General features: G+C 70.5%; 15 protein-coding genes. 11 read left to right on the top strand and 4 right to left on the bottom strand.

Translation table 11 applies throughout. The features are described 5' to 3' along the window. Positions 1–165 precede the first annotated feature (165 nt). Positions 166–3099 carry a DUF5005 domain-containing protein gene (locus tag IEY61_RS21610; protein ID WP_189047177.1) on the top strand — a complete coding sequence of 978 codons (2934 nt, stop codon included), beginning with the start codon at positions 166–168 and terminating at the stop codon, positions 3097–3099. 60 nt (positions 3100–3159) lie between these two features. Here IEY61_RS21610 and IEY61_RS21605 read toward each other — a convergent pair whose 3' ends face one another. Further along, complete coding sequence (locus IEY61_RS21605; RefSeq protein WP_268240678.1) at positions 3160–5943, bottom strand: AfsR/SARP family transcriptional regulator; 2784 nt, start codon at positions 5941–5943, stop codon at positions 3160–3162. Between the two features lie 218 nt (positions 5944–6161). Here IEY61_RS21605 and IEY61_RS21600 point away from each other — a divergent pair, with 218 nt between their 5' ends. The 6 genes from IEY61_RS21600 to IEY61_RS21575 all read left to right on the top strand — a co-directional run bounded on the left by IEY61_RS21600 (position 6162) and on the right by IEY61_RS21575 (position 11620). Beyond that, complete coding sequence (locus tag IEY61_RS21600; RefSeq protein WP_229706301.1) at positions 6162–6626, top strand: hypothetical protein; 465 nt, start codon at positions 6162–6164, stop codon at positions 6624–6626. A gap of 38 nt (positions 6627–6664) precedes the next feature. Continuing rightward, positions 6665–7165: a hypothetical protein gene (locus IEY61_RS21595; RefSeq protein ID WP_189047174.1), complete on the top strand. Its 501-nt coding sequence runs from the start codon at positions 6665–6667 to the stop codon at positions 7163–7165. Positions 7166–7351: 186 nt separating this feature from the next. Next, entirely contained in the window at positions 7352–7801 is a 450-nt protein-coding gene (locus IEY61_RS21590) for a recombinase family protein (protein WP_189047172.1), read from the top strand. Next, the gene (tnpB, locus tag IEY61_RS21585) at positions 7798–9177 is read left to right on the top strand and encodes an IS607 family element RNA-guided endonuclease TnpB (RefSeq protein WP_189047170.1); all 1380 of its coding nucleotides are present in this window, start codon (positions 7798–7800) and stop codon (positions 9175–9177) included. The genes IEY61_RS21590 and tnpB overlap by 4 nt, the downstream gene beginning before the upstream one ends. Before the next feature lie 97 nt (positions 9178–9274). Next, on the top strand, positions 9275–10246 hold the full coding sequence (locus tag IEY61_RS21580; protein ID WP_189047168.1) for a PaaX family transcriptional regulator: 972 nt from the start codon (positions 9275–9277) through the stop codon (positions 10244–10246). 141 nt (positions 10247–10387) lie between these two features. Continuing rightward, entirely contained in the window at positions 10388–11620 is a 1233-nt protein-coding gene (locus IEY61_RS21575; RefSeq protein WP_189047166.1) for a cellulose binding domain-containing protein, read from the top strand. Positions 11621–11785: 165 nt separating this feature from the next. Here IEY61_RS21575 and IEY61_RS21570 read toward each other — a convergent pair whose 3' ends face one another. Beyond that, positions 11786–15262, bottom strand: coding sequence for a S8 family serine peptidase (locus tag IEY61_RS21570; protein WP_229706299.1), 3477 nt, complete (start codon positions 15260–15262; stop codon positions 11786–11788). Between the two features lie 157 nt (positions 15263–15419). On the opposite strand from IEY61_RS21570, the gene IEY61_RS21565 reads away from it, so the two are divergent. The 3 genes from IEY61_RS21565 to IEY61_RS21555 all read left to right on the top strand — a co-directional run bounded on the left by IEY61_RS21565 (position 15420) and on the right by IEY61_RS21555 (position 18894). Then, positions 15420–15932, top strand: a complete 513-nt coding sequence (locus tag IEY61_RS21565; protein ID WP_189047164.1) for a SigE family RNA polymerase sigma factor — start codon at positions 15420–15422, stop codon at positions 15930–15932. A 9-nt stretch (positions 15933–15941) separates the two neighbouring features. After that, positions 15942–17291, top strand: coding sequence for a hypothetical protein (locus IEY61_RS21560; RefSeq protein WP_189047162.1), 1350 nt, complete (start codon positions 15942–15944; stop codon positions 17289–17291). A 103-nt stretch (positions 17292–17394) separates the two neighbouring features. Next, positions 17395–18894 carry a SulP family inorganic anion transporter gene (locus tag IEY61_RS21555; protein WP_189047160.1) on the top strand — a complete coding sequence of 500 codons (1500 nt, stop codon included), beginning with the start codon at positions 17395–17397 and terminating at the stop codon, positions 18892–18894. A 24-nt stretch (positions 18895–18918) separates the two neighbouring features. Here the strand turns inward: IEY61_RS21555 and IEY61_RS21550 are convergent, their stop codons facing one another. Beyond that, positions 18919–20712, bottom strand: coding sequence for an alpha/beta fold hydrolase (locus tag IEY61_RS21550; protein ID WP_189047158.1), 1794 nt, complete (start codon positions 20710–20712; stop codon positions 18919–18921). Then, positions 20709–21296 carry a TetR/AcrR family transcriptional regulator gene (locus IEY61_RS21545; protein ID WP_229706297.1) on the bottom strand — a complete coding sequence of 196 codons (588 nt, stop codon included), beginning with the start codon at positions 21294–21296 and terminating at the stop codon, positions 20709–20711. Before IEY61_RS21545 ends, IEY61_RS21550 begins: the two co-directional genes overlap by 4 nt. Positions 21297–21357: 61 nt before the next feature. On the opposite strand from IEY61_RS21545, the gene IEY61_RS21540 reads away from it, so the two are divergent. Beyond that, positions 21358–21825, top strand: a complete 468-nt coding sequence (locus IEY61_RS21540) for an NUDIX hydrolase (protein WP_189047156.1) — start codon at positions 21358–21360, stop codon at positions 21823–21825. Positions 21826–21907 lie beyond the last annotated feature (82 nt).

The following is a 21907-nucleotide window of genomic DNA, read 5'->3' as shown; positions in this document are numbered from 1 at the left end:
AACCTCATGATCAACGGAGAACCCATGGCTCCATGAGGTCAGCGGGATTTCAGTGCTCGATCAGCGGCGCGCGTTACGTTCCGTCGGCCTATGACGGGCGCGCCGTCCGGCACCACCGGATGCCAGCACAACGCCCGTCTCCCCCACCCGGCAGCAAGGAGCAGCGTGAGAAAGATCCTGGCAATGGGTACGGCGGCGGTCACTCTGGCCGCCGCCGTACTGGTCGGCAGCCCGTCCCAGGCCGTGCCACCCGACGACACCACGCGTCGAGTCGGCGACCGGCCGGCACCGACCACGCCCGCACCCGAGGCCGGCGCCGACCGGTACAAGGCCCAGATAGCGAAGCCGTACCAGCCCGTGGCGCCGGACCCCAAGGCCAAGCGGCCGAAGGCGGACCGGCCGGACTTCGGGCCGCACGAGAAGATCGTCCGCGCGTACCATCGCGGCCAGCTGTCGCTCGACGACGCCGTGCGGTACGGCACCATGTCTGTCGACTCCCCGGCCTCGGTGCCCGCGCGGCTGCGCCCCACCGGCGCCATCGAGGACCCGGCGACGTACCTGACCTACCTGTCGATGCTGTCGGCCAGCGCGACGCCGGCCACCTCCCGCGCCGTCACCCCGACGCTCGCCGCACCAACCGCCACGGCGGCCGGGTACGACGACTGTGCGGCCGAGGACTACGAATACATCGGCGTCACCTACAAGTGCCGGGCCAGCGCCGGCGAGTTCCTCATTCTGTACAACGTCGCCGGTGGCGGCCAGCCCGGTGTCCCGGCGGATTACAACCCGAACGGACGGGCGAAGGCCGTTCAGTACATGCTGAACTCGCTGTCGATGGCGGTCAGCGAGTACCGGGCCATGGGATATCCCCTGCCGGTGCGCGCGGACAAGCCGTACGTGCTCGTGTACGGCGTGAACAGCATTCTCGGGCAGCCGAACACGGCCCCGTTCGTGCTGCCGTTCGGCCTGAACCAACAGCCGACGATCCTGGTGCCGACCAGCGAGACCAGGTGGGACTACATGCCGCGGCACGAGCTGTTCCACGTCATGCAGTACCAGTACTGGGACAAGTCGAGCGTGAGCTTGGACTTCCTGTGGCAGTTGGTCGGCGGGAAAGAGTTCGGTTCGATGAACTGGTGGATGGAGAGTACCGCCGAGTGGGCGGCCCACCAGACCTACGTCCGGACCGGCGGGTTGAGCCCGCTCAGCGAGCACAACGACTACGCCCGCAACGTCTCCCGCGTGCTGCGCAAGCCCGGGCAGGCCCTGAACTCGTGGGGTGGGCTCGGTGAAGGCTCCCAGTACGGCTCGTTCCTGCTGCCCGCGTACCTGACCGAGCGGACCGACGGCGCCTTCGTGCGGCGCACCTGGGAGAACGTTCGGAACCACGACCACCTGCCGATCGAGGCGATCCGCAAAACCGTCGAGGGCTACAGCATGAACTTCAAGTACATGCTGCTGGACTACCACATCGCCAACTACCGCCTGACGAAAGCGAACGCCGCACCACCACCGGATGTCTGGGGCCGCTACGGCTACCAGGACCCGGACGCCCACAACGTGTGGCGAACCTTCCTGTACAGCTACAGCGAGACCGCCGACGACGGGCTGGGTGACGCCCGCCCGGCGCGCAAGAAGCACACCGTCCCGGCCGGTACCCACACCGAATACCACGACATCCTGCGCAAGGGCGGCGCTGTCTACCACGACTTCTGGGCCAAGGCACAGTCCGGCGACCCGGACTGCGGCTACTGCTCGACGCTGATGGTGGACACCACCAAGGACCCGAACCGCAGCTCCGCGATCATCGTGTGGTCACCCAAGGGCAGCCCCGGCAACCTCGCCGAGTACCCGACCATCGAGACCGTGAAGTACCCCGACGCCGGTGGGCTCATCACCGTGTCGAACTTCGCCTACCCGATGGTGGCCACGCTGGTGACCACCTGGACCGAGCTGGACATCCACTCGCAGGACGCGGACGACTCCCCCAAGACGTTCGACACCTACATGGAGACCACGCTGCCGCTGAAGGAGCGGAGCTGCGCGCTGCGCGCCCCCAACGTCACCAGCCGGACGTTGAACGTCGCCCCCGAGTCGACGTTCAACTCGTACGCGGCCACCACCCGCGACGGCTGGACCGGCGGCGACTCGACCTACTCGGTGAAGTTGCCGGACGGCCGCATCATCTGGCTGTTCTCCGACACCTGGCTCGGTCCGCTGAATTCCAACGGCACCCGGCCGACGACGGCGCCGCTGGTGAACAACACGTTCGTGGTGCAGAACGGCAACAGCCTCACCACGTATCACGGCGGAACGGCCGGGGCGCCCCGCCCCATCATGGGCCCGACGTCCACCACCACCTGGTACTGGATCGGCGACGGACACCTTTCCGGTGGCCAACTCCAGGTGGTGTTCCAGGAGTACCTGAAGTTCGGTCCCGGCGGGTGGGACTTCCGGTTCAACCGCAACGTCGTGGCGGACTTCGACCTGAGCAACCTGCACGCCCCGGTCCGGGTCCGCGACCTGCCCTCGGCCAGTGGGGTGGCGTGGGGTTCGGCGCTGCTGCCGGCGAGCCGCAGCGGTGACGGCTACACCTACATCTACGGCGTCGACGACTCGCCGACGCACAAGCAGATGCGGATCGCCCGGGTGCAGGGCAGCGACCTCGCCTCCGGTACCTGGCAGTACTACACGCCGTGGGGCTGGACGTTCCGGGAGCAGAACGCGCGCAACATGCTCACCGGCATCGCGAACGAGTACAGCGTGACCCCGTGGAACGGCCAGTACCTGCTGCTCAGCCAGGACAGCACGGAGGCGTTCAGCGGCCGGATCATGGCCTACACGTCGTGCTCGCCGTTCGGGCCGTTCCACCACCGCACCGAGGTCTACCGGATGCCCGAACCGGGCCCCTACGGCAGCTACTGGAACCCCAACGTCATCTCCTACAACGCGCACGTCCACGCGTCGCTGAGCTCGGGTAACACCTTCGTCGCCTCGTACAACGTGAACAGCATGGACACGAGGGTGAGTCCCGAAGGGGACCACTACCGGGACCCGGGGATCTACCGCCCCCGGTTCTTCAGGTTCACGCTCGGTTGACGGGCCGGTGGGGTGGTGCCGCAGCCCGGCACCACCCCACCGGGACATCGACCCGTTGGGTCATCCCGGCCCGGGCCGCTGGTCGGCACCGGGCGGCGCGGCCGGCAGCAGGCGCAGCCGTTCGGTCAGCTCCGCGGCCGCAGCGTCGTCCAGGTCGGTCAGCAGGGTCATCGCCCGCTGCCACTCCCGCCGGCACCCGGCCGTCTCACCGGCGGCGAGGCGGCTCTCCCCGAGGCAGATCAGGGAACGCGCCGAGCCCATCCGGTCGCCGCACTCCTGCAACATCTCGAGGCTGCGCTCGTAGCACTGGATGGCGAGCGGGTACTCGCCGCGCTGATGGTGGATGTAGGCCACGCTGTCCCAGCCGGCTGCCTCGCCGTGGCGGTCCGCACTCGCCTGGAGCAGCGCCAGCGCGGCCCGGCAGTGCTCCAGCGCCTCGTCGTACTGGCCGAGTTGGGCGTGTTCCCAACCCAGCGCGGCGAGGGTGCGGGCCTCTCCGACGCCGTGGCCCTCCGCGCGGAACAGGACCAGGGCGCGTTCCAGGTGGTGCACCGCGTCCCGGTGGCGCTGCTGCCGGTCGAGCATCCGGGCGACGTCCAGTTCGACGTGTGCCTGCCCGATCCGGTCCTCGACGGTCCGGTACAGGTCGAGCGCCCGCTGGTAGTCGACTTCGGCGTCGCCGTGCTGGCCGAGCCGGTCGAAGCCATCGGCCAGATACCGGTGTGCCACCGCCTGCGCCGCGGTGTCCCCGGCCTTCGTCGCCATCGCCACCGCGGTCCGCTGCGCCCGCACCTGGTCGTGGCGGTGCCACTGCCGGCTCAGCCACGGTTTGATCGCCCAGGCCAGCTGCCAGGCGTGCGCGGCGAAGCCCTCAGCCGCGGCCCGGTCGACCGCGGCCAGCACGACCGCGCGCTCGGTGGTGAACCACGCCTGAGCCTCCTTCCGGTCCGTCGGCTCGTCGACGTGCACCTCGTCGGCGCACGCCTCGAACCGGATCGGCGCCCGGTGCGGCTCCACGAGCGCGTCGGCGAGCCGGGCGCTGTGCAGGTAGTGGTCGAGAAGCCGGCGCAGCGTTCGGTGGCGGTCCGCCGCCGACTCGACGTCCCGTGCCAGTTCCTCCGCGTACGCCCGGAGCAGGTCGTGGAACACGTAGCGGCCCGGAACAGGTTCCTCGATCAGGTGTGCCCGGATCAGCTCACCGATGAGTGCCCGCGTCCGCGCCACGGGCAGCCCCGTGAGGTTGGCCGCCGCGGACAGGCCGAGGTCGGGACCGACATGCAGGCCGAGCCGCCGGAACACCCGGGCGGCCTCCGCACCGAGTGCCCGGTAGGACCAGGAGAACACGGTCCGCACGTCGGTGGCGGAGTCACCGTTGGCCAGGGCGTCGAGGCGGTCGCGGCTCTCCCGCAACTCGGCCGCGAGCGCCGCCAGCGGCAGCCGGGGATTGGTGACGGCGCGCGCGGCGACCACGGCCAGCGCCAGCGGCAGTCGGCCACACGATTCGACGATGTCCGCGCTCGCCTGCGGTTCGCGGGCGACCCGCTCACTGCCGAGCCGCTTGGCCAGGAATTCCCGCGCCTCCGACGCGGACGGGCGGCCGAGCGCGAGCGGGGTCGCACCATGTCCGGCCACCAGTCCGGTCAGCTGGTCGCGGCTGTTCACCACGACGAGGCTCCCCGAAGCTCCGGGCAACAGCGGGCGGATCTGTGCGGCGTCCCGCGCGTTGTCCAGCACGATCAGGACTCGGCGCTGCGCGACCACCGTACGGAAGAGGGCCGACTGCTCGTCCAGCGCCGCCGGAAGTTGGCTCGCCGGCACGCCCAGCCCGGCCAACAGCCGGCGTAGCGCGTCGGCCGGGTCCATGGCGGCGCCCGTGGTGTCGAAGCCGCGCAGGTTCACGAACAGCTGCCCGTCCGGGAAGCGGTCGGCGACCCGGTGGGCCCAGTGCACGGTGAGCGCCGTCTTGCCCGCCCCCGGGGCGCCACTGACCACGGCGACCGCGACACCGGCGTGCCGCCACCTGAGCAACCCGTCGAGCGCGGCAAGCTCGGCGGTACGGCCGGTGAAGTACGGCACGTCGGCGGGCAGCTGACGGGCACGGGGACCGGTCGGGGCGGGCGGCGCCGCAGGAGGAGCATGGTCCGTCAGTACCGCGCGGTGGATCCGCTGCAGCTCGTCGCTCGGCTCGATGCCGAGATCCCGGGTCAGCCGGAGCCGGGCCGCCCGGAACACGTCCAGGGCCTCGGTGCGCCGGCCCGCGCGGTGCAGCCCGGTCATCAGCAGCGCGACCGCGTTCTCCCGCGTCGGATGCTCGGCGACCACACCGGCCAGCCGGCCGATGGCGGCGCCGGTATGCCCCGCGCTCAGCTCGGCCCGGGACAGCTCCTCGACGGCGGCGAGCCGCTCCTGCTCGAGCGCCGGCCCGGCGGTCGCCGCCAGCCACTCACCGGCGACGTCGGCGAAGGCGGGACCACGCCACAAATCCACGGCGGTACGCAGCAGCTCGTCGAGCGGAACCTCAGCGGCCTGTGCCCGCTCCACCAGTCGTCGGAACCGGTGCACGTCCACCGACTCAGGCGGCACGTTCAGCCGGTAGCCCGGCCCCGCCGTCACCAGCTCGGCCCCCGGGATTCCGTCGAGGAGCCGGCGGAGCCGGGACACGTGCCCCTGAATGGCATTGCGCGCCGACGCCGGCGGGCAGTCGCCCCACAGGGCGGTGACCAGCTGGGCGAGGGTGACGACGTGGGCCGGGGTCAACAGGAGCATCGCCAGGATCGTGCGTTGCTGGGCATTTGTCGGACACAGCCGCTCGCCGTGGTGCCACACACCGACCGGTCCCAGCATCCGGAACTCGACACCGTCCACCACTCACCGCCCCCGTGCAGGTTCCCGCGCAGCTTACTGTCCAGAGACGACGGTCCGATCCGGTGGGCGTCGGCATGATCGCCGGCAAGCGACGGTCCGGTCACGGATACCGCCATCAGCGGCATTTCAGTGCTCTTTCACCCCTCGCCGATACGGTCCCCCGGTCCAGATCGGACGTCTGACCCAGGGAGTGCTGAATGATTCGTCGTACCCTCCGTCGTGCCGGCGTGCTGGCCGTCGGCCTGGTCACCCTGGCCGCCACGGGGCTGATCGCCGCCGCACCCGCGCAGGCTGCGACCTCCTGCTCGGGCACCGTCACGTACAGCAAGACGGTCTCGCGCAGCGGCAGTCCCATCGGAGAGCTGATCATCTACTACAACTCCAGCAACGGTGGCACCAACAGCGCCTGCTTCTACCACCGCGGCGTCTCCTACGGGAAGTCGGCGCTGACCGGCGTCCACATCGCGCGCTGCGCCCAGCGCTCGGGCGAGGGCCGCACCTGTGACTTCGATGTGCTCTCCAACCCGGACGAGGGCTCCTACTCCTACTACGCCGGACCGGTCGGCGTCACCGGCACCGCCAACAAATGCGTTTCGGCGAAGGGTTGGATCGTGTGGGACTTCAAGGTCTACATCGTGGACAGCCTCACCCAGGGCTGCTGACGCCAGCGGCAGATGCCAATGCTGAAAAATAGGAAAGGATGCAGTTCTTGAAACACATGACGACATTCCTGCAGGGGCTTTCGCGATCTCGGCGCGCGGTCGGCGGTGTCCTCGCTCTCCTGACAGCAGCGGTCGTGGTGCTTGCCGCGCCGTCGCCGGCCATGGCCAGCGAGAATTACGCCAACATCTGCGAGGTCAGCTACGCAAGTTGCCAGACCGGTGTCCAAGCCGGACTGGTGGAAGGCCAGTGCATGACGGCGAACGCCACGTCGCACTACACGCAGGTCTGCGTCAAGTACGACGGTGACTACGTCTACGTCAGGGACGGCCAAGCCGACGGGCACGCGGCGGTCGCGGAGATCAGTGGCGGAAACGGCGACATCCGGAACCGGTTCTGCCGCAACCCCTATGGATACGGCACCTGGGCCAAGTGCAACTTCAACTGGACCGAGTCGGGTACCAAATGGGTTGCTGGCGGCTACTTCGCCAACAGAAATCAATTTATTGCGAACTCACTCTGGCGGTTCTCCGACAACTGAACCGTCATGAGGGCGTCCCGACGGCCGTGTCAACGGCCGCCGGGACGCCCTTCCCCTGCGGCAGGGGTGGACGGCGCGAGCATGGATGACGCCCGGGTCATGGGCGGGGCTTGCGGGGCGTACGAGGGGTGTCTGCTGCTGGCGTGTCAGCGTTGTTTAGCGCTCTGTGGGGTGCAGGGTGGTCGGGTGAACTTGAAGGAATGGGCGGCTTCTCAGGGCGTCGCGTATGTGACCGCGCGGCGGCAGTACGCGGCTGGGAAGCTTCCCGTTCCCACGTATCCTCCCGGGCGGCTCATCATGGTCGGAGAGCCGCTAGCCTGCTCGACCGAGGTCGGGTCCGCGTTCAACGGGCACCGTGAGAAGTTCCTCGCCCTGTTATGCGATCCGGCGGTGGGCACGATCGTGGTCGAGCATCGCGATCGGTTCGCCTGTTTCGGTGCCGAGTATGTTGAGGCCGCGTTGTCCGCGCAGGGTCGTCGGCTGCTGGTGGTCGATCCTGCCGGGGTCGATAACGACCTTGTGCGGGACGTGACCGAGACGTTGACGTCGTTGTGTGCCCGCCGGTACGGCCGACGTGCCGCTGCGGACCGCGCTCGTCCGGCGGTTGAGGTCGCCTGCGGGGATGACGCGGCGTGAAGGCGATTCAGGCGTATCGGTACGCGTTGGACCTCACGCCGGCGCAGGAGCGGGCGGTGTTGGCCCATGCCGGGGCGGCTCGGGTTGCGCATAACTGGGCGCTGGCCCGGGTGGTGGCGGTGATGAACCAGCGTGCGGCCGAACGCACCTACGGGGTCGCCGAGGCCGATCTGACGCCCGCGATCGGCTGGTCGCTGCCCGCGCTGCGTAAGGCGTGGAACGCCCACAAGGAGCAGGTCGCGCCGTGGTGGCGGGAGTGCTCAAAGGAGGCGTTCAACACCGGCCTGGATGCTCTCGCCCGCGCACTGAAGAACTGGTCCGACTCCCGCACCGGGAAACGGGCTGGCCGGCCGGTCGGGTTTCCTCGGTTCAAGTCCCGCCGGCGTAGCGTGCCGAGTGTGCGGTTCACCACCGGAACGATCCGGGTGGAGCCGGACCGTAAGCATGTGGTGCTGCCCCGGCTGGGCCGGTTGAAGCTCCACGAATCGGCGCGCAAGCTGGCACGCCGCCTCGACAACGGCACCGCCCGGATCATGTCCGCCACAGTGCGTCGTGACGGCGGCCGGTGGCATGTGGCGTTCTGCGTCGAGGTTGACCGCGCCGAACGCCGACCCGCCCGCCCCACGTCGGTGGTGGGAGTGGACGTCGGCATCACGCACCTGGCGGTGCTGTCCACCGGTGAACTGGTCGACAACCCACGCCACCTTGACGCCGCGAAGACCCGGCTGCGGCGTCTCGGACGGGCACTGTCCCGCAAGACCGGCCCCGACCGGCGTACCCGGCAACGTCCATCGAACCGCTGGCGACGCGCATCCCTGCGCCTGACCCGCGCGCATGCCCGCGTGAGCAATCTGCGTCGTGACGGCCTACACAAACTCACCACCCGCCTCACCCGCGAGCACGCCACGATCGTGGTCGAAGACCTGAACGTCGCCGGGATGCTGCGCAACCGCAGACTGGCCCGACACATCACCGACGCCAGCTTCGGCGAGCTACGCCGCCAACTGGCGTACAAAACGCAATGGAACGGCGGCCGACTCCTCATAGCCGACCGCTGGTACCCGTCATCGAAAACCTGCTCAGGCTGCGGCGCGGTGAAAACCAAACTCGCCCTGTCCGAACGCACCTACACCTGCACCACCTGCGGCATGAACCTCGACCGCGACATCAACGCCGCACGCAACCTCGTCGCACTCGCGACCGAGATGGACACCGCCGGGAGTGGCCCGGTGACCGGACGTGGAGCCGACCATAAGACCCGCCCCGGCAGGCAGGTGGCTACGAAGCGTCAACCCGGCACGGCGACCGCCGATCAGACCGGGACCGTCCCACCGCAAGGTAGGACTACCGATCACGTGCTCACTGGAGCGTACTGAAAGGTAACGGACTCCTCGAACGGCCATGCCGCACACACCGTAGTCCACCATCCGCCCCAGAACGCCCGTGCGCCAGGTGGTGAGGCAATCTGGTGAGGTGAACGTCCATGAACCCGCCGACGACGTCCGAGTTCCCCGGGCCCAGGTCGGGTCCAGTCCGCAACATCTGCTGACGACCCTGCTCGGCGAGTATCTCGACTCCTCGGATGCCGATCTGCCGTCGATGGCGGTCATCGCGATTCTGCGTGAGTTCGGGGTCAGCGAGCCCAGTGCCCGTGCCGCGTTGTCCCGGCTGATCAAGCGTGGTCTCATCGCGAGGCGGGGGAACGGACGACCGCCGGTCTATCACCTCACGCCTCAGGCGATCGCCAGGCATCGCTCCCGGATGCAGCACTTTCTGAACTTCGGCGCCCATCCGCCGGAATGGACCGGTGAATGGGTGATGGCGTCCTTCTCGATGCCGAGCTCCGGCCAGGCGTCCCGTCATGCGGTACGCAGGTCGTTGAGCGCGCTGAGCTTCGTGGGCCTGTACGACAGCGTGTGGATCCGGCCGGGATCCGACGCCGCGCCGGTAAAGGCGGCGCTGAGCGAGTTGCTGCGCCATGTCGAGGGTGCTCGGTGGTCGGTCATGCACGTCCGGTTCGACGAGGAGTCAGGCCCCCACGGCCCGGCCGCCGCGTACGACCTGACCGCTCTCGCTGCTGCCTACTCGACGTTCATAAAGCAGTACGCGGAGCTGCGGGTGGCCGCCCGCAACGGGGAGGTGGACGCGGCCAGGGCGCTGGTGGCCCGAACCTCCGCCATGGATTCCTGGCGGAAGTTCCCGGACATCGACCCGGATCTGCCCCACCATCTGCTGCCGCAGCCCTGGCCGCGTCAGCAGGCCAGAGACACCTTCCTGGATATCCACTCCGCGCTCGGCTCGCTCGCGCAGACGCGTTTCGTTGAGGTGGCGACCCCGCACTGGCCGGACGCCGCCTCGTGGATCACACACTTCCAGGCCTCGCGGGATCCGGTACGACCGGAGCCGACCGGCGGAAAGCACGCCGGCCCACCCTGCACCGGCTGACGGCGTCCTGGTCCGCCAGCCGGGCAACGCATTGACACTTTTCGCTACGGCAGTGATAGTAACTGCACACAGCTCCCATCGGGTCGCCTGCCGCCACCGCCACCGCAGGGAGTGCCGTCGCGACATCCGCTGGAGGGGTGCATGAGAAGGACATCGAAGCTTTGCGCGGGGCTGGCGGCCCTTATCGTCCCGGCCACCGCCGTGATCATGGCGGTCGGCGTGACACCGGCCGGTGCCGCGATCGGCGGTTCCGGTCCTTATCCCGCCGACTACGAGACCTCGGCCAGCCTGGCCAATCACACCATCTTCCGGCCCCAGACGCTCCCGTCCGAACGCCTCCCCATCTTCGTGTGGGGCAACGGCGGCTGCTCGGCCAACGGCCTCTCGCAGGGCAATTTCCTCCGCGAGATCGCCTCCCACGGCTTCCTCGCCATCGCCAACGGAGCCCCGAACGGATCCGGCTCCACCACCTCCCAGATGCTCACCCAGTCCATCGACTGGGCCGTCGCGGAGAACTCCCGGCAGGGCAGCAAGTACTACAACAAGCTCGACACGACCAGGATTGCTGCCGCGGGCTTCTCCTGCGGAGGTCTGGAGGCCTACGCCGTCTCCAACGACCCGCGCATCACCACGACCGGCATCTTCAGCAGCGGCCTGTTGAACGACGCCGACGACTACCAGCTCAGGAGACTGACCAAGCCGATCGCGTACTTCATCGGCGGGCCCAGCGACATCGCCTACCCGAACGCCATGGACGATTGGGGCAAGCTGCCGGCCGGGCTGCCCGCCTTCATGGGCAACCTGAACGTCGGGCATGGCGGCACCTACGACCAGCCCAACGGCGGCGAGTTCGGCCGCGTGGCAGTGCTCTACCTCAAGTGGCGCCTGAAGGGCGACACCACCGCCGGCGCCAACTTCGTCGGGGCCAACTGTGGTCTGTGCCGCAGCCAATGGACCGTCCAGCAGAAGAACCTGACGCTCGATGGTCCCCCGCCGACCACCCCACCCCCCACCACTCCCCCGCCGACCACCCCGCCACCCACCACCCCACCCCCCACCACCCCGCCGCCCGGTGGGACCCGCACCTGCACCGCGGTCTATTCGGTGCAGGACCAGTGGAACGGTGGATTCGTCGCCAACGTCAACGTCACCGCGGGATCCAGCGCGCTCACCGGCTGGCGGGTCACCCTCAACCTGCCCAGCGGGGCGTCGGTCACCTCGCTGTGGAACGGCATCAACAGCGGCGCCAGCGGCACCATCACCGTGTCGAACCAGAGCTACAACGGGCGACTGGCCGCGGGCCAGAGCACCAGTTTCGGGTTCCAGGGCACCGGAAACGGCAGCGGAGCCACCGCCACCTGCACCGGAAGCTGACCCCAACACACGGCAGACGAACCTGACCGCTCGGCGGGCCGGTGCCCAGGCACCAGCCCGCCGACGGAGAGACCAGCCGTCCGCGGTGCGCCGGTTACGGCGCGCCGCGGACGACCGCGCGACAGGGTGGCCGACCACGCAATCAGGCCACCCGGGCGGCCAGGGCTATCCGGCCCGGTAGGCGTCGAGGATGGTCTGCTCGATGCCGCTACCGGCCTTGCCCTTCGCGGTCACCCGCAACGACACCGTCTGGCCGGCGGCGGGGTGCGGCAGCCGGGCAGCGTACGTGCCGTCGCCTGACCGGTTGACCCGTACGGGCTGCCAGGTGGCACCCCCGTCGAGGGAGACAGCGAGCGCGAAGGAGGTGATGGGTTGGGTCGGCACGCCGTGTGCCTGACGGACGGCGAAGGTCGCCGTACCGGAGGCGATGGGGCGGTTCGCCCTGTCCAGCGGCAGGTCGTAGTCCACCGACAGCAGCGGCAACGGGACGCTGCGGGTGCCGGTCGGCCCGCTGGACCGGAACGTCCAGGAAGTGCTGACCCGACGGGAGACCGGCAGGGCGGCGCTGGCGTCGATGTCGTAGGTCAGCCGGTAGTCGTCGGCCCGCTGCGGCACCGGGAAGTCGGCGATCGAGCCGTCGACCCGACCCACGGTCCGCCCGTCACGCTGGAGGGTGAGCGTCCGCGAAATGTCAAGGTCCCACCCGTCGGCGAGGCAGTCGAACCGCCCGTGCTGGTCGGTCAGCGTGACGACCTCGATGTGCAGGTTGCCGCTGGTGCGGCTCGGCGGGCGGGGCGCGCAGGCGCTCGGGGAGATCGCCGGGTCGTCGTACCAGTCGGAGCGCAGCGGCTGGCGCACCCACGCCTTCTCCTGCCGGCTGCCCGGGGCGTACCGACGCGTCCCCTCCTGGGTAACGATCCCGTCCCAGAACGCCTCGTCCAGCCAGTCGACGCCGGGCGACACGTAGTCGACGCGGTCGCCGGAGAGCGACTCGGTGTAGGTCTCGGCGATGAAGACGCCCTCCGGGCTGAACCCGTACCGCTTGTGGGCGGTGGCCGAGTCCGGGCGGTCCAGCGTGTGGAAGCGCTGGTCGATCCGGGCCAGGGTGGCGTGCTCGGCCGAGGTGACCCGGTACCCGGGATCGTCCGGGATGCGGTCGGACCGGCGGATCAGGTCGTAGAGGTAGGGGCTCTGCCCGCTGCCGGGCGCGACCAGGCCGAAGGTGCCGTACGCGTCGAAGGTGCCGATGCCGGTCCCGTCGTTCGGCACCGCCGACACGTTCCCCGCCCTGGCCGCGTCGCCCCAGGCGAAGGCGAAGTCGTACCAGCCGAAGTCGGGCCGGGGTTGCTGGATGTAGGTCAGGCCGAGCGAGACGGCCTCGGTGGCGACGCCGTCCACGCTCGCCGTGAGCGGGCGGGCCTGGGTCAGGTCGAGTCGCAGCGACGTGTCGCCGGTGACCGTCAGGTCCGGATCGCCGGCCAGGACCGCCCGCTCGTCCTCGTCCGCCCAGGACATGAAGCTCGCCATGACGCTGTACCGGCCGGCGGGCACCCGGAAGGTCAACGTCTCACCGGCTTCAACGCTGTCGACCTGGGCGTACCGGGCCGGGTCGTCGAGGTTGACCACCGTCACTGAGGACCATGCCGATGCCTCGTCCGGAGCCCCGGGAATCGCGGTCGTGGTGACGGTGAGATCGTGGCTGGGTGCCTCCACGTGGAACGTCACCGGCGTACGCGATGCCACCCGGCCGCCGACGCGGGCCGTGACCAGGGCGGTGTAGCGGCCGGGACGGGTCGCGAACGCGGCGCGGTCGACGCGCAGCGTGACGCCGCCGCTCGCCCCCGCCGCGAGCTTCACCCGAGGGGCGGAGAGGGTGGCGGCGCCGGCCGGCGCGGCGACACCGTCGTGGCCGGTCACCGTCACGGCGAGGTCGACCGCGGCCGGGCCGGTCCCGGTGTTGACCCACGTCAGCCTCGCGTCGGTCGTGCCCGACTGCGGGTGGTCGAAAATGCCGAGGTTGACCACCGGCTCGGCGCTCACCACGCCGGACAGCGGCCGGGCCACGTCGAGCCGCCCGCTGCCGCTGGTGTACGTGTCGCCGCCGGCGATCGGGTCGGCCGCGCCGGTCAGTGCGGCCTTGAGCCGCTCGCCGTTCCACCGGGGGTGGCGCTGGGCCAGGACGGCGGCGGCACCGGCGACGTGCGGGGCGGCCATCGACGTGCCGGAGGCGAACACGTACCGCGCGTCGAGCACCCGGCCCAGGGTGGTCCCGGCGGCCCGGGCCGCGACGATGTCCACGCCCGGCGCGACCAGTTCCGGCTTGGCGGCACCGGTGTTGACCAGCGGTCCCCGGCTGGAGAAGTCGGCGAGTACGTCGTCGCCGTCCACCGCGCCCACGGTGAGCGCGCTGGCGGCGGCGGCCGGTGCGGAGACCGTGCCGTAGAGCGGTCCGGAGTTGCCGGCCGCGACCACGAAGAGCGCCCCGGTCTGCGTGGACAGTGCGTCGAGCGCGAGCGACATCGGGTCGCTGCCGTCGCTGGACTCCCAGCCGCCGAGGCTCATGTTCACCACGTCGGCCCGGCTCGCGGCCCACTCCATACCGGCGATCACCTGTGAGTCGGTGCCTTCGCCGTGCTCGTCGAGGACCTTGCCGACGACGAGACGGGCGTCGGGCGCCACGCCGCGCCGGGTGCCGTTCGAGGCGGCACCGGTGCCCGCGATCGTGGCCGCCACATGGGTGCCGTGGCCGTGGTGATCGCCGGCGTCGCCGTCGTCGGCCGTGAAGTCCTTCTTCGCCGCGATCTGCCCGGCGAGGTCGGGGTGGGTGGCGTCGATCCCGGTGTCCAGCACCGCGACGCGGATGCCCTTGCCGGTGTAGCCGGCGTTCCACGCCTGCGGCGCGGCGACCTGGCGCAGGTTATGGTCCCACCGCCCGCCCCCGGTGCCGGTCGCGCTCCCGGTCACAGGGGTCGTCGCGGTCGTGGGGGCGAGGGTCGCCCGTACCCGCCGGTCCAGCCACACCTTCGGTGCCGAGCCGGACGAGCGGAGCGTCGTCGGGCGGCTGGTGAGCGACCGGACGAACGTCGCGCTCGCCGCCTTCGAGCGCCGGCCCGAGACCGCCGCGATGCTCGGCAGCTCCCGGAGATCGGCCAGGCCGGTGACGAGGGGGTCGGTCTTTGCCTGGCGGGCCTGCCCGCCAGGCCGGACGATGAGCGGCAGATCCGTGGTGCGGGCGTCGTCGTAGCCATTGAGGATCAACGTGGTCACGTCGAACAACGCCGGGTCCAGCACCGTGTCGAGCAGCGGGGCGACCCGCGCCGGCACCACCCGCACGTGCCCGTCCGGGCCGCAGCTGCGGTTCATCACGCCGCTCGGCTCGGCCGGGCGCACGCTCACCGTGGGACAGCCCGACGACGTGCCCCGGACGGTCACCACATCCCCGGTCAACAGCGTCACCGTGTACGTCCGCCCGGCGGGCAGCAGCGACGCCGGGGCGGCCACGGGCGGCGTGCCCCCCGTACCGCCCTGGCCCGCGTCCGCGATGCCGGGAACGGCCAGCCCGAGCGCCGCCAGCAGCACTCCCACGGCGGGTGGTCCGACCAGCAGTTGGCGTCTGCGTCTGCGCAGCCACCCTGCATCCATCGAGAGATTCATGCCCCTTAGAGGGGCTCGGACGGTCGCGGGGTTGCCTGACCGAACGAATAAGGAAGATCACGCAGAGCGAAATCGGTGGACCGGACAACCGCTCGGTCGCCCGCGCCCGTCTGAGGGTGGATGACCCAACGGAGGGGAACAGACGATGCGGGATGCCTCGGAGCGGGAGTACGTCGACTACGTCACGGGGCGGATTCCCGCGCTGCGACGACTGGCGTATCTCCTGGTCGGAGACGAGCACCGCGCCGACGACCTGGTGCAGCAGACCATCACCACCCTGTACGTGAAGTGGAAGCGGGCGCGGGCGGCCGACCATCTCGACGCGTACGTCCGGACCATGCTGGTGCGCACGCACCTGGACGAGCGGCGGCTGGCGTGGGCACGTGTCCAGCTGTTCCACAAGGTGCCGGATCCCGATCCGATCGAGGAACACGGCATCGAGGACCGCCAGATCATCCGGGCGGAGCTGGCCCGGGTGCCCCGCCGGCAGCGGGCCGTGCTGGTGCTGCGGTTCTGCTACGACCTGCCGGTCGACGAGGTGGCCACAATCCTCGGCTGCTCGGCCGGCACGGTGAAGAGCCAGACCTCCCGCGGGTTGGCGACGCTGCGACGCCTGCTCGACGAGCGGGGGTTCGTACGTCATCCCGCCATGAACTGAGGAGTCGACATGCCGAACGAACGTGACCTACTGAACGAACATGACCTGCTGAACTCGCTCGACGACGAGCCACGCGGTCCCTCCAGGGTGGACATCCAGCGCGCGATCGCCGACGGTCGGCGTCGCCGCGCCCGCCGTGGCATCGCGTACACCGGCGCCGCGGCGGTGACGGCGCTCGCCGTCGCCGGCGCGGCGGTCGCGACAGGGGTGCTCGATCAGCGGCCGACGCAGGTCGCAGCGACCGGTACCGCACCCACCGCCGTCTCCACCCCGGCGCAGCCGCAGTACACGATTCCCGGCACCACCGACTGGAGCGTGCCGCCGTCGATCCCGCCCGCCAGGTGCACCCTCGACCGGTTACCCGTGCCGGACAACGCCCCGGCAGCCCTGGTCTCCGGCGCCGATCCCACCGGCCGGTACCTCGTCGGACGCTCGTACCCGAAGGCCGGCGGCTACCAGGCGGTCATCTGGCACGACGGCAAGGCCGCCAAGGTGATGCTCCCCGGCGACCTGGAGGAGTCGCTGCAGGACGTCAACTCGACGGGTACCGCGGTCGGCTGGAGCTACACGGGTAACGGCGAGGCGGACACCGGCCCGGTCCCGTACGTCTACCACGACGGCAAGGTGTCGAAGCTGCCCGGCGTACGACGTGGATCGGCGTACGCGATCAACAACGCCGGAGCCATCGCGGGCGACGACAACGGCGACGCCGCGCTGGTCTGGCCGTCGGCGACCGCGCAGCCGATCCGGCTGCCGCTGCCCGCCGGCGCGTCGAGGGCCTCGGCCAACGACATCGACGAGGACGGCACGGTCGTGGGCACCATGACCGTCAGCGGGCAAAGCACAGCGTCCGCGTCGGGTGTCGCCCCGACCGTGCCGTACGTCTGGTTCGCCGACGGCACCCACCGCCCGCTTCCGATGCCGACCATCGACGGTGTCCAGGCCGCGACCGCGAGCGTCGCCGGTGTCCACAACGGCTGGGCGATCGGCGTGGCCAGCCGCGACACGAAGACCCGAGGGGCGGGAAGTCCGGGCGACGCCGACCGGGCAGCCGCGACGCGGGCGGTCCGGTGGAACATCCGCAACCGCGAGGTGCGCGTCTTCGACGATCTGGGCTTCGGCGCCGACGCGACAAACGCGCACGGCTGGCAGGTCGGCACGGACCGGCAGGGGCGGGCCGTACTCCTCACCGACACCGCCATCGTGGTCCTGCCGGACCTCGCCGACCCCCCGCCGGGCGGGCTCGCCACCATCCCGAGCACGTTGAGCGATGACGGGCGCACCATCGCCGGACAGTCCGACGATGCGACGGGAAAGATCCAGCCCATCGTGTGGCGCTGCCGGCCGGCATCACCGTGACATCACCCGTGGTGATCATCACGATCGCGGAATCGTGCCCGCACCGGACGGTAGGTTCGGTGCGGGTGCGCCCGGCGCGCACGCCCTGAGCGGAAGCGGCTGTATGTCTTCGATGCTGTCCACGACCACCCGGCCGCGCCTGACCCGCCCGTCCTGGCTGTCGCCGAAGGTGTTCCGCACCGAGGTCCTCGCCGGTCTGGTGGTGGCGCTGGCGTTGATTCCCGAGGCGATCAGCTTCTCCATCCTGGCCGGGGTCGATCCCCGGGTCGGGTTGTTCGCCTCGTTCACCATGGCCGTGGTCATTTCGATCTGCGGTGGCCGCCCGGCGATGATCAGCGCGGCGACCGGCGCGATCGCCCTGGTCGTGGCGCCGCTGGTCCGCGATCACGGGTTGGACCACCTGATCGCCGCGGTGATCCTCGGCGGGGTGATCCAGGTGCTGCTGGCGGTGCTCGGGGTGGCGAAGCTGATGCGGTTCATCCCGCGCAGCGTGATGGTCGGTTTCGTCAACGCCCTGGCGATCCTGATCTTCGCCGCGCAGGTGCCGTATCTGCTCGGGGTGCCGTGGCTGGTCTACCCGCTCGTCGCCCTCGCCCTGGTGATCATCGTCGGGCTGCCACGGTTCACCAGGGTCGTGCCCGCCCCGCTGGTGGCGATCGTCGTGCTGACCGTCATCACGGTGGTCGCCGCCATGGCCGTGCCGACCGTCGGTGACCAGGGCGAGCTGCCCGACAGCCTGCCGGCTCTCGGCCTGCCGCAGATCCCGTGGACGATGGACACTCTGGCGGTGATCGCCCCCTACGCCGTGGGCATCGCGCTGGTCGGGCTGATGGAATCGCTGATGACCGCGAAGCTGGTCGACGACATCACCGACACCCACTCGAACAAGACCCGCGAGTCCTGGGGTCAGGGCGTGGCGAACATCGTCACCGGCTTCTTCGGCGGCATGGGTGGATGCGCCATGATCGGCCAGACGATGATCAACGTAAAGGCGTCCGGTGCCCGGACCCGGCTGTCGACGTTCCTGTCCGGCGTCTTCCTGCTCATCCTGGTCGTGGCGCTCGGCGACGTGGTCGCCGCGATCCCGATGGCCGCCCTCGTCGCCGTGATGATCATCGTTGCCGTTTCCACCTTCGACTGGCACTCCGTCGCCCCCGCCACCCTCAGGCGCATGCCGCTCGGCGAAACCCTGGTCATGCTCACCACCGTCGCCACCACCCTGGTCACCCAGAACCTCGCGATCGGTGTCGTCGCCGGGGTGCTCGCCGCCATGGTGGTCTTCGCCCGCCGGGTCGCCCACCTGGTCGAGGTCACCAGCGTGCTGGACCCCGACGGCGGCACCCGCATCTACTCCGTGCACGGCGAGTTGTTCTTCGCCTCCAGCAACGACCTCGTCTACCAGTTCGACTACACCGGCGACCCCGACAAGATCATCATTGACCTGAGTCACGCCCACGTCTGGGACGCCTCCTCCGTCGCCGCCCTCGACGCGATCACCACCAAGTACGCCGCCCGCGGCAAAACCGTCGAGATCGTCGAGCTGAACAAGCCCAGCGCCACCATCCACCGCGCCCTCGCCGGCACCCTCACCAACGGCCACTGACGCCGCGCCGACCCGACCGGGTCGTCACGCCGGCGGCCGCGAGATGGCGCGGGCGACGTCGGCCGGGTGCGTCAACTGGGGATGGTGGCCGGCGCCCGCGATGACCGACACGCCGGCCTGCGGCAGCGTCTCCAGCAGCGCCCGCGCCTCGGGAGTGAGCGGGTCGTCGCCCCCTACGATCACGTGTACCGGCCCTGGAAAGCGCCGCAGCTCAGACCGGAGCCCCTCCCGCCACCGTTGGCGTCCGGCGTCGGCCAGCAGTCGGGCGACGTTGGCCGCGACGACGCCGCGACGCAGGTCGGCCACGGTGGACCCGAGCACCCCGGCGTACGCCGCGTCGCCGGTGAGCCGCTGCGCCAGCGCCGCCGCGCCGACCCGGTGCAGGTACCACCGGGTCAGCGGTGCCCAGCGTCCGGCGCCACCGGTCGGCGCCTGGAGGAAAAACGGCGAGACGAGCGTGAGTCGCTCCACCGACCGGGGGTGGGCCGTAGCGGCCGCCAGCGCCGCCGCGGCGCCGATGGAGTGGCCCACCAGGTGACGGGCGCCGGTCGCGGTGACCAGCGCGGCCAGCCAGGCCGACCAGTCGGCGCGCCGGCCCGCGCTCAGCCCCAGCCCGGGGAGGTCCACGACGCGGGCCTCACCCAACGCCTCGCAGACCGACGCCCAGGTGTCGGCGTTGACCGGCAGGCCCGGCAACACCACGGTGGACGCGTCCGGCTTTCCGAGCTCGAAGGTCCGTACGCCGGCCGGGGCGACGAACCGCCGGTCACCGGCGGGGGCGGTGCCGAAGCGGTGGGCCGCGAGGTGATCGGCCCAGCGCAGGATCGACATGGTGGTGTCGGGCATGGCGAGGCCGTGCCGGGCGGCGAAGGCCTTCGCCGAATCCGTCGGATACCGGTCGCTCGACAGGAACGTCAGCGTCTCCGGATCGGTCCTGGTGAGCGCCGGCGGCAGGCGCTTGATGAGGGAGACCGGGACCCGGGCACGGGGAACCCGTACGCGATAGTGCGTGCCGACCAGCGCGAGCAGGTCGGGCAGGGCGGGGGTGGCATCGTCGAGCACCCAGTACGCACCGCCCCTGCTCGCCTCGTCCACCGGCAGCCGGGTCATGAACCGGGCAAGGTGGTCGACCGGCACCACGGGGACGAACGTGCTCGCGTTCCCGGGCAGGGCCATCACGGTGCCCTGCCAGATCTCCTGGACGCTCGACGCGAGACCCAACTGCTGGTCGGACTCGCCGGTGGCGCTGTCGCCGATCACGCTGGACGGGTTCACGAGGGACCAGGGAACGCCCAGCCGGTCGGCGTCGGCCTGGAAGACGACGTCGGCCTCGACCTTCGACGCCTCGTACGCGCCCAGGGCCCGGTACGTGTCCCGCCTCCGCTCGTCGCTGCACTGGACCAGCCCCGGATCCTGCCCGCCCACCCGGTACCCGGAGACGTGCACGAGCCGGCGCAGCCGGGGCAGGCCCGCCGCGAAGTCGACGATGGCGCGGACACTGTCGACGTTGGCGCGGCGCGCCTCCTCGGCCGACATTCCGAAGCGGTAGGCGCCGGCGCAGTTGTAGATCTCGGTGACGTCCGCCCACGCCGTGGGGTCGCCCGACAGCAGCGGCGGTGCCGCGAAGTCGACCCGGAGATCGGCGGGGACGTGCCCGTGCCCGTGGTCGGCGAGCCAGCGGGTGAGCCGCCGGTACGACCCGGAGCTACGACTCGCCGCGCTGACGCGTACGCCGGCCCGGCCGAGCGCGAGGACCAGGTGCCGCCCGACGAGGCCGCTCGCCCCGAACACCAGGGCGTGCCGTTCGGCGGTGTTCACGGCGCCTCCGTTCCTTCCATCTGCCCGGCGAGCATGTCGGCGACGCAGCGCAACGGCTCCACCGACCGCTGCGCCCGCGACACGATCATCGCGCCCTCCACACTGCTCACCACGGCCGTCGCCAGCATCCGGGCCGCCTCCTCGGAGTGACCGAGCCCGACCAGGTACTCGGCGACCGGGGAGATCCACGAGTCGAAGGCGTTCGCGCAGGCGGTCCGCAGCCGATCACTCTGCGCGCCCATTTCCAGCGTGACCACCGAGACCGGGCAGCCCAGCTGGAAGTCGCTCTCCTCAAGGAGCCCGGCCAGCACGTCGATCACGCGGCGGATCACGTCTCCCGGGGCGGTCGAACCCAGGTCCGCGTCGACCAGGAGGGAGCGGAAACGGACCGCGGCGAGCTCGATGGCCCGCTCGCCGAGCGCCTCCTTCCCCTGAGGGAAGTGGAAGTAGAGCGACCCTTTGGGGGCCCCTGCCCGCTCCACCACGGTGTTGAGGCCCGTGCCGCTGTAGCCACGGACCTGGATCAGCTCGAGCATCGCCTCCACCAGCCGACCGCTGGTCTCGGCACCCTTCGTTCCGGTCATCACGCCACAGTAGACCGGTCTACATATTTTGGCGAAGGTAGGATCGTTCGGGAGGTGCGGGATGAGTTTCCGGCTGGCCGCGTACGCCGTGTGCATCGAGGAAGCGCGGGTACTCCTTGTCCGTCACGTATCGTCGGCTGGCGAGACGAACTGGACCCTGCCGGGCGGCAAGGTGGAGCACGCGGAGGATCCGTTCGATGCGGTGATCCGAGAGGTTGCCGAGGAGACCGGCTGCGACGCGATGGTCGAACGCCTGCTGGGCGTCGATTCCAGGGTGATTCCCGCCGCCGAGGCGTGGTCAGGGCTCGAGCACCAGAATGTCGGCATCTTCTACCAGGTCCGGATCACGGCCGGCGTGCTCCGACCGGAGCCGAACGGCGAAACTGCCGGGTCGGTCTGGACCCCGATACCGGACGTGGTTCACCTGCGCCGATCCTCTCTCGTCGACGTCGGTCTTGCCCTGGCGCAGACGCGTCCGCTCACCGGCCACGTCCCTCCGGTCTCGGCCGGCGGGCTCATTCAGCACTGAACCGGCGAGGCCGAGGAGAGCGCGGGCGCTGAATACCAATCCTCCGCTTACGCGGAGGTTCCGAATTGAACGGAATAGCAGG

It is taken from the genome of Micromonospora sonchi, assembly GCF_014646235.1.
GTDB lineage: Bacteria > Actinomycetota > Actinomycetes > Mycobacteriales > Micromonosporaceae > Micromonospora > Micromonospora sonchi.
This window is presented reverse-complemented; position numbering and strand designations above follow the sequence as displayed.

What these genes read in the sequence shown, in the direction of transcription:
- IEY61_RS21540 (WP_189047156.1), top strand. Translation starts at nt 21,358, where the DNA reads ATGAGTTTCCGGCTGGCCGCGTACGCCGTGTGCATCGAGGAAGCGCGG.
- IEY61_RS21555 (WP_189047160.1), top strand. Translation starts at nt 17,395, where the DNA reads ATGTCTTCGATGCTGTCCACGACCACCCGGCCGCGCCTGACCCGCCCG.
- IEY61_RS21545 (WP_229706297.1), bottom strand. Translation starts at nt 21,296, where the DNA reads ATGACCGGAACGAAGGGTGCCGAGACCAGCGGTCGGCTGGTGGAGGCG.
- IEY61_RS21600 (WP_229706301.1), top strand. Translation starts at nt 6,162, where the DNA reads ATGATTCGTCGTACCCTCCGTCGTGCCGGCGTGCTGGCCGTCGGCCTG.
- IEY61_RS21605 (WP_268240678.1), bottom strand. Translation starts at nt 5,943, where the DNA reads ATGCTGGGACCGGTCGGTGTGTGGCACCACGGCGAGCGGCTGTGTCCG.
- IEY61_RS21595 (WP_189047174.1), top strand. Translation starts at nt 6,665, where the DNA reads ATGCAGTTCTTGAAACACATGACGACATTCCTGCAGGGGCTTTCGCGA.
- IEY61_RS21575 (WP_189047166.1), top strand. Translation starts at nt 10,388, where the DNA reads ATGAGAAGGACATCGAAGCTTTGCGCGGGGCTGGCGGCCCTTATCGTC.
- IEY61_RS21570 (WP_229706299.1), bottom strand. Translation starts at nt 15,262, where the DNA reads ATGGATGCAGGGTGGCTGCGCAGACGCAGACGCCAACTGCTGGTCGGA.
- IEY61_RS21560 (WP_189047162.1), top strand. Translation starts at nt 15,942, where the DNA reads ATGCCGAACGAACGTGACCTACTGAACGAACATGACCTGCTGAACTCG.
- IEY61_RS21565 (WP_189047164.1), top strand. Translation starts at nt 15,420, where the DNA reads ATGCGGGATGCCTCGGAGCGGGAGTACGTCGACTACGTCACGGGGCGG.